Source organism: Achromobacter sp. 1011791174, from assembly GCF_059760925.1.
Map to the genome: position 1 here is coordinate 23644 of NZ_JCBANH010000080.1, position 7096 is coordinate 30739.

Sequence of the window (7096 nt, forward strand, 5' to 3'; positions counted from 1 at the left end):
GCCCTTTGCATAAGGAAAGGCATAGACGACAAATCGTATGCAAGAAGGAGAATGCTCCATGGTCAACACGCAACTCTTCCAGTCCCAGCGCGGCGCGATGCTGCCGGCGGCCCTGGATACCAATAACGAACTGGCGCCGGCCTATGCGTTCAGCCCGCGCCACCAGCTGGCCCAGCTCGCCGCCACCGGCTGCCTGCGCCAGACGTTCTACGCCCAGGCGCAAGATCAACTGGATCGCGTGATGACGCTGGCGGCCGAGGTGGATCCGGCCTTCGTGGCCAGGACGGCGGTGTACGCCCGCGAGTCCGGCCATATGAAGGACATGCCGGCCTTGCTGGCCGCGATCCTGGCGGTGCGCGACCTGGAGCTGCTGGCGCAGGTGTTTCCGCGCGTGATCGACAGCGGCAAGATGCTGCGCAACTTCGTGCAGATCCTGCGCAGCGGCGCCGTGGGGCGCAAGTCGCTGGGCACGCGGCCCAAGAAGCTGGTGCAGCGCTGGCTGCTGGAGGCCACCGAAAAGCAGCTGCTGAACGCGGCCGTGGGCAATGCGCCTTCGCTGGCGGACGTGGTCAAGATGGTGCATCCCAAGCCCGCCGAGGCCTGGCGCGCGGCCTGGTTCGCCTGGCTGATCGGCAAGCCCCATGACGAGGCCGCGCTGCCGCCCGCGACGCAGGCGCTCGAACGCTTCAAGCGCGATGCCACGGGCGAGCCGCCGGATGTGCCGTTCCAGATGCTGACTGCGCTCGGCATGACGCCGGCGCAGTGGGCGCAGGTCGCACGGGCCGGATCCTGGCAGATGGTGCGCCAGAACCTGAACACCTTCGCGCGCCACGGCGTGTTCGAGCAGCCGGGCATGGCCAAGGCCATCGCCGCCAAGCTGCGCGATCCGCAGGCCGTGGCCCGGGCGCGGGTGCTGCCTTACCAGCTGATGTCGGCCTTCAAGGCGGCGGGCGAGGCGGTGCCGGCGGTGGTGCAGGACGCGCTGCAGGACGCGATGGAACTGGCGATCGGCAACGTGCCCAGCCTGCACGGGCGGGTGGTCGTGTGTCCCGACGTGTCGGGGTCCATGCGTTCCCCGGTCACGGGCTGGGCCGGTTCGGCGACGTCGACCGTGCGCTGCGTCGACGTGGCCGCCCTGGTGGCCGCCGCCGTGCTGCGCAAGAATCGCCGGGCCCGCGTGCTGCCGTTCGACTTCGACGTGGTCGACCTGCGCATGAATCCGCGTGATTCGGTCATGACCAACGCGCAGAAGCTGGCCGGCATCGGCGGCGGCGGCACCAGCTGCAGCGCGCCGCTGGCTCGCCTGAATCGCGAGGGGGCGCAAGTGGACCTGGTGATCCTGGTCTCGGACAACGAGTCCTGGATGGATGCGCGGCGCAGTGGCGCCACCGCGACCATGCGTGAATGGGAGACGCTCAAGCAGCGCAACTCGGGCGCGCGGCTGGTGTGCATCGACATCCAGCCGCATGCGACCACGCAGGCTGCGGAACGCGCGGACATCCTGAACGTGGGCGGTTTTTCCGACGCCGTGTTCGAGATGATCGCCAACTTCGCCGAGGGGCGCATGGGCGCCGGCCACTGGGTCGGCGAGATTGAAGCGGTGACGCTGGGCGTGCAATAGCGCGCCCGGCGGATCCCAAGGAACAAGCAGTATCGATTAAGCGCGAATGCCGGCAGGACTACATCGGATGCCACGGGGTTCAAATCCCCAGGCCGGGAAACCGGAGCAGGCTACGTCTTGCCAATCTGGTCGCGCACAGTCTTGCTCCGGGGGCGGATCCTCCGGGGCGGGTTGGACGAATGCGAACGGGACTACATCTTCCAACTGTCCGTCTCGTTCATGAACTAGTCGTCCCTTGCTCGCCACAGGCAACGGAAGTGAAGGAACAGACAGTATCGATTACGCGCGAATGCCGGCAGGACTACATCGGTGCGCCGCGGGGTTCGAATCCCCAGCCGGGAAACCGGCGCTGGCTACGTCCTGCCACTCTGGTCGCGCATTTTTTCCAGCCGGGCCGGTCCGGGGCTTTCCCGGGCCAGGCGCGGCATTCAAGGCATCATCCTCATCCAGACGGTTTTCCCCGGAAAGCCGGTAAATTGTTCAGCAGCAAAAAGAAGATCAACATGACGAACCAGAACTACAACATCGAAGAAGTCGCCGGCGGCGTGCCGGTGAAAATGTGGACCAAGGGCGTGCCCGTCGAAGACGACGCCAAGCGCCAGCTGGCCAATGCCGCCCGCCTGCCCATCGTGTTCAAGCACATCGCGGCCATGCCGGACGTGCACCTGGGCATCGGCGCGACCGTCGGCTCGGTGATCCCGACCCTCAAGGCCATCATTCCGGCGGCGGTGGGCGTGGATATCGGCTGCGGCATGATGGCGGCCAAGACCACGCTGCGCGCCGAAGACCTGCCCGACAGCCTGGGCCCGCTGCGCTCGGCCATCGAGCATGCCGTGCCGCACGGCTCGGCGCCGCGCGGCCGCCGCGACACGGGCAGCTGGGAGAACCCGCCCGTGTCCGTGGACCAGGTCTGGGCCACGCTGGCCGACGAGTTTGACGCGCTGTGCGAGCTGCATCCGCGCCTGCGCAACACCAACAACCGCAAGCACCTGGGCACGCTGGGCACGGGCAACCACTTCATCGAGGTCTGCCTGGATGAGGCGGGTTTCGTCTGGTTCATGCTGCACTCGGGCTCGCGCGGCGTGGGCAACGCCATCGGCACGCACTTCATCGAGCTGGCCAAGAAGGACGCGCAGCGCCACCAGAGCAACCTGCCGGACGAGAACCTGGCCTATTTCGAGGAAGGCGCCCAGTATTTCGGCCATTATGTGCGCGCGGTGTCGTGGGCGCAGAAGTTCGCGCTGCGCAACCGCGAGGTGATGATGGCCAACCTGATCGCGACCGTGCGCAAGGTCATCGCCAAGCCCTTCGAGTCGCACGTGGAGGCGGTGAACTGCCACCACAACTATGTGCAGCGCGAGCGCCACTTCGGCGAGGACGTGTTCGTGACCCGCAAGGGCGCGGTCAGCGCCAAGCGCGGCGAGCTGGGCATCATCCCGGGCAGCATGGGCGCGCGCAGCTACATCGTGCGCGGCCTGGGCAACCCGGAAAGCTTTGAAAGCTGCAGCCACGGCGCCGGCCGCGTCATGAGCCGCACCAAGGCCAAGCAGCTGTTTTCGGTGGAAGACCAGGTGCGCGCGACGGAAGGCGTGGAATGCCGCAAGGACGCCAACGTCATCGACGAGATCCCGATGGCCTACAAGGACATCGACGCCGTCATGGCGGCGCAGCGCGATCTGGTGGAAGTGGTGCACACCCTGAAACAGGTGGTGTGCGTGAAAGGTTGACGGAGCGGGGCGCATGCCCCGTTCCGCAAGGAGAGGAACATGAAGCAGGAAAGCGTCCTGAGCGCGCATCCGGTGTCGGACGACATGCGGGCGCTCATCGCCGAGAAACTCGCGGACATCGAGCGCCAGCACCAGGTGACGGTGCTGTACGCCTGCGAGTCGGGCAGCCGGGGCTGGGGCTTCGCCTCGCCCGACAGCGACTACGACGTGCGTTTCGTTTACGTGCATCGGCTACCCTGGTATCTGACCGTGCTGCCCGGGCGCGACGTCATCGAGCAACCGATCAGCGGCGACCTGGACATCAACGGCTGGGACCTGCGCAAGACGCTGGGCCTGCTGCGCGACTCCAATCCCACGCTGCTGGAATGGCTGCGCTCGCCCATCGTCTATCGGGCGGTCGAACCCTGGGCGCCGCGCCTGCGCGCGCTGGCCGAGGAGGAGTTCTCGCTGGTGCGCGGCTATCACCATTACGTGTCCATGGCCCGCAAGAACCTGCGCGAGCACCTGCTGGGCGAGGTCGTGCGCTACAAGAAATACCTGTACGTGCTGCGGCCGCTGCTGGCGGCGCGCTGGATCCGGGAAGGGCGCGGCGCGCCGCCCATGCGCTTCGCCGAGCTGGCGAGCGAGATGGTGACCGACCCGGCGCTGCTGGAAGAGCTCAACGCCTTGCTGGCGGTGAAGATGCGGGCAGGAGAGGCCGCCACCAGCCCGCGCTGGCCGGGCCTGCACGACTTCATCCTGCGCGAGCTGGAGTCGGCGCAGGCGCATGTCCCGGTCGCCGGCGACCGGCCGGACCTGGCGCGGCTGGATCGCTACCTGCGCGAGGCGGTGCTGCATTTCGATGCCGCGCCCGCTTGAAATAATGATTTGAAGGATACAAAAGTGATCGAGATCGATGGGGCCGCCGGGGAGGGCGGCGGCCAACTGCTGCGTACTTCGCTGGCGCTGTCCATGTGCACGGGCCAGCCTTTTTCCATGAACCGCATCCGCGCCGGGCGCGCCAAGCCCGGCCTGATGCGCCAGCACCTGGGCTGCGTCATCGCCGCGGCCGAGATCAGCGGCGCGCAGGTGCAGGGCGCGGAACTGAATTCGCAATCGCTGAGCTTCGCGCCCGGCAAGCCGCGCGCGGGCGACTACCGTTTTCATCTGGGCACGGCGGGCAGCTGCGGGCTGTTGCTGCAGACGCTGTGGCCGGCGCTGATGATGGCCGACGGGCCCAGCCGCCTGTCGCTGGGCGGCGGCACGCACAACCCCGCCGCGCCGCCGTTCCATTTCCTGGCGCGCAGCTACGCGCCCCTGCTGGCCCGATTGGGCGCCAAGGCGGAACTGAGCCTGCTCAGGATGGGGTTCTACCCGGCCGGCGGCGGCGAGATCGAGGCGCGGATCTGGCCGGCAGCCGACCAGCTGGAGCCGTTCGACCTGATCGCGCGCGGCGCGAGCTGGAACATCTGGGCGAAGCGTTGGGCTGGACCGGGGATCAGTTGCGCGTGGCCGCCACGCGCCAGCACGAAGGACCGGGCAACGCGCTGCTGGCGACCTTGGAGCACGAGCAGGTCTGCGAGGTATTCACGCGCTTCGGCGTCAAGGGCCTGACTGCCGAAACGGTGGCCGAGGAATTGGCGCGGGACGTGCGCGCCTACCTGGACAGCGACGCGGCGCTGGGACCGTACCTGGCGGACCAGTGGGCGCTGCCGCTGGCCCTGGCCGTATGGCGGCGCGGCCAGCCGGCGCAGTACACCTGCACCGAGCTGACCGCGCATGCCCGCAGCAACTTCGGCGTCATCGGGCAGTTCCTGCCGGTGAGGTTCAGCGCGGCGCCGCTGGGGGCCGGCTGGCGGGTGAAGGCCGAACCCGCCTAGGGCGGATTCGGGCCCGCCTGGGGCGACCCGGCCCTAGGCCGCGCGCGCGGCCGGCGCGGCGCGCAACAGCCGCAGCCCGTTGGCCACCACCAGCAGGCTGGCGCCCACATCGGCGAACACGGCCATCCACAGCGTGGCGTTGCCGGTCATGGCCAGCGCCAGGAACAGGGCCTTGATGCCCAGCGCCAGCGCGATGTTCTGCACCAGCACGCTGTGCGTGGCGCGCGACAGGCGCAGGAACACGCCGATCTTGCGCAGGTCGTCGTCCATCAGCGCCACGTCGGCGGTCTCGATGGCGGTGCCGGTGCCGGCCGCGCCCATGGCGAAGCCGATGTCGGCGCGCGCCAGAGCGGGCGCGTCGTTGATGCCGTCGCCCACCATGCCGACCTTGCCGGCCGGACTCAGCTTGCTTTCTATGGCCGCCAGCTTGTCCTCGGGCAGCTGGTCGCCGCGTGCCTCGTCGATGCCGACCTGGGCCGCGATGGCGCGGGCCGTGGGCGTGTTGTCGCCCGTCAGCATCAGCGTGCGCACCCCCAGCGCGTGCAGCTCGGCGATGGCGGCGGCGCTGGTGGGCTTGACGGTGTCGGCCACGGCGGCCAGCGCCAGCACGCGGCTGCCGTCGGTCAGGCCGATCACGCTCTTGCCCTGGCGCTCCAGTTCGTCCATGCGCGCTTCCAGCGCGTCGCTGGCCACGCCGGCTTCGCGCATCAGGCGGCGGTTGCCGAGCTGGAAGGTCACGCCGTCGATCACGCCGGCCACGCCACGGCCGGGCAGGGCGGCGAAGTCGGCCACGTCCAGCAGCTGATGGCCGGCCTCGCGCGCCGCATTGGCCACGGCCAGCGACACGGGGTGGTCGGAGCGCGCCGCCAGGCTGGCGGCGACCAGCGCCGCGGGCTGGCGGCTCAGATCGGACGGTTCCCAGTCCTGCAGGTCGGTCTGCACCGGCTTGCCGTGGGTCAGGGTGCCGGTCTTGTCCAGCGCCAGCCATTGCAGGTTGCGGCCTTCTTCGAGGTAGACGCCGCCCTTGACCAGGATGCCGCGCCGCGACGCGGCGGTCAGGCCGCTGACGATGCTGACCGGCGTGGAGATCACCAGCGCGCAGGGGCAGGCGATGATCAGCAGCGCCAGCGCGCGGTAGATGGCGTCGAACCAGGGCTGGCCCCACAGCAGCGGCGGCACCACTGCCACCAGCACGGCCACGCCCACCACCACCGGCGTGTAGATGCGCGAGAAGCGGTCGATGAAGCGCTGCGTCGGCGCGCGCGCGCCCTGGGCCTGCTCCACGGCATGGATGATGCGGGCCAGCGTGGTGTTGCCGGCGGCGGCGGTGACGCGGTATTCGAACGAGCCCGAGGCGTTGACCGTGGCGGCGTAGACCGGGTCGCCCTCGGTCTTTTCCACCGGCAGGCTTTCGCCGGTGATGGGCGACTGGTCCACGGCCGAGCGGCCGCTGACGATCTCGCCGTCGGCGGCGATGCGTTCGCCGGGCCGCACGCGCACGATGTCGCCTGGCTGCAATTGCGCGGCCGGCACCTCTTGCCACGTGCCGTCGGGCTGCCGGCGCGTGGCGGTTTCGGGGGCCAGGTCCAGCAGGCCGCGGATGGCGTTGCGGGCGCGATCGAGCGAACGCGCCTCGATCAGCTCGGCCACGTTGAACAGGAACATCACCATGGCCGCCTCGGGCCATTGGCCGATCAGCACCGCGCCGGTGACGGCGATGCTCATCAGGGCGTTGATGTTGAGATTGCCGTTGCGCACGGCGATCCAGCCCTTGCGGTAGGTGTCCAGGCCGCAGGCCACGATGGCGGCCACGGCCAGCGCGGCGGTGACGTAGACGGACCAGCCGGCGAAATGCGAGAACTCGGACAGCGCGGCCATCAGGCCGGCGC

Annotated in this window: 4 protein-coding genes and 1 pseudogene; 4 read left to right on the forward strand and 1 reads right to left on the reverse strand. The window is 69.3% G+C overall.

The window, feature by feature from the left end; all coding sequences use genetic code 11:
• The first annotated feature begins 58 nt into the window (after positions 1-58).
• The 4 genes and pseudogenes from AC6LJ5_RS22880 (at position 59) to AC6LJ5_RS22895 (ending at position 5207) form a co-directional block, all read left to right on the forward strand.
• A complete protein-coding gene (locus tag AC6LJ5_RS22880; RefSeq protein WP_498141714.1) occupies positions 59-1621 on the forward strand; it encodes a vWA domain-containing protein in 1563 nt (520 codons plus the stop codon).
• 503 nt (positions 1622-2124) lie between these two features.
• Complete coding sequence (locus tag AC6LJ5_RS22885) at positions 2125-3348, forward strand: RtcB family protein (protein ID WP_498141715.1); 1224 nt, start codon at positions 2125-2127, stop codon at positions 3346-3348.
• Between the two features lie 39 nt (positions 3349-3387).
• Positions 3388-4206, forward strand: a complete 819-nt coding sequence (locus tag AC6LJ5_RS22890) for a nucleotidyltransferase domain-containing protein (protein ID WP_103273917.1) — start codon at positions 3388-3390, stop codon at positions 4204-4206.
• A gap of 24 nt (positions 4207-4230) precedes the next feature.
• Positions 4231-5207, forward strand: a pseudogene (locus AC6LJ5_RS22895) (RNA 3'-terminal phosphate cyclase).
• Between the two features lie 33 nt (positions 5208-5240).
• Here AC6LJ5_RS22895 and AC6LJ5_RS22900 read toward each other — a convergent pair.
• Positions 5241-7096 (reverse strand): heavy metal translocating P-type ATPase (locus tag AC6LJ5_RS22900; protein WP_498141716.1); only part of this gene is annotated, 1856 nt, incomplete at its 5' end.

What these genes read in the sequence shown, in the direction of transcription:
- AC6LJ5_RS22890 (WP_103273917.1), top strand. Translation starts at nt 3,388, where the DNA reads ATGAAGCAGGAAAGCGTCCTGAGCGCGCATCCGGTGTCGGACGACATG.
- AC6LJ5_RS22885 (WP_498141715.1), top strand. Translation starts at nt 2,125, where the DNA reads ATGACGAACCAGAACTACAACATCGAAGAAGTCGCCGGCGGCGTGCCG.
- AC6LJ5_RS22880 (WP_498141714.1), top strand. Translation starts at nt 59, where the DNA reads ATGGTCAACACGCAACTCTTCCAGTCCCAGCGCGGCGCGATGCTGCCG.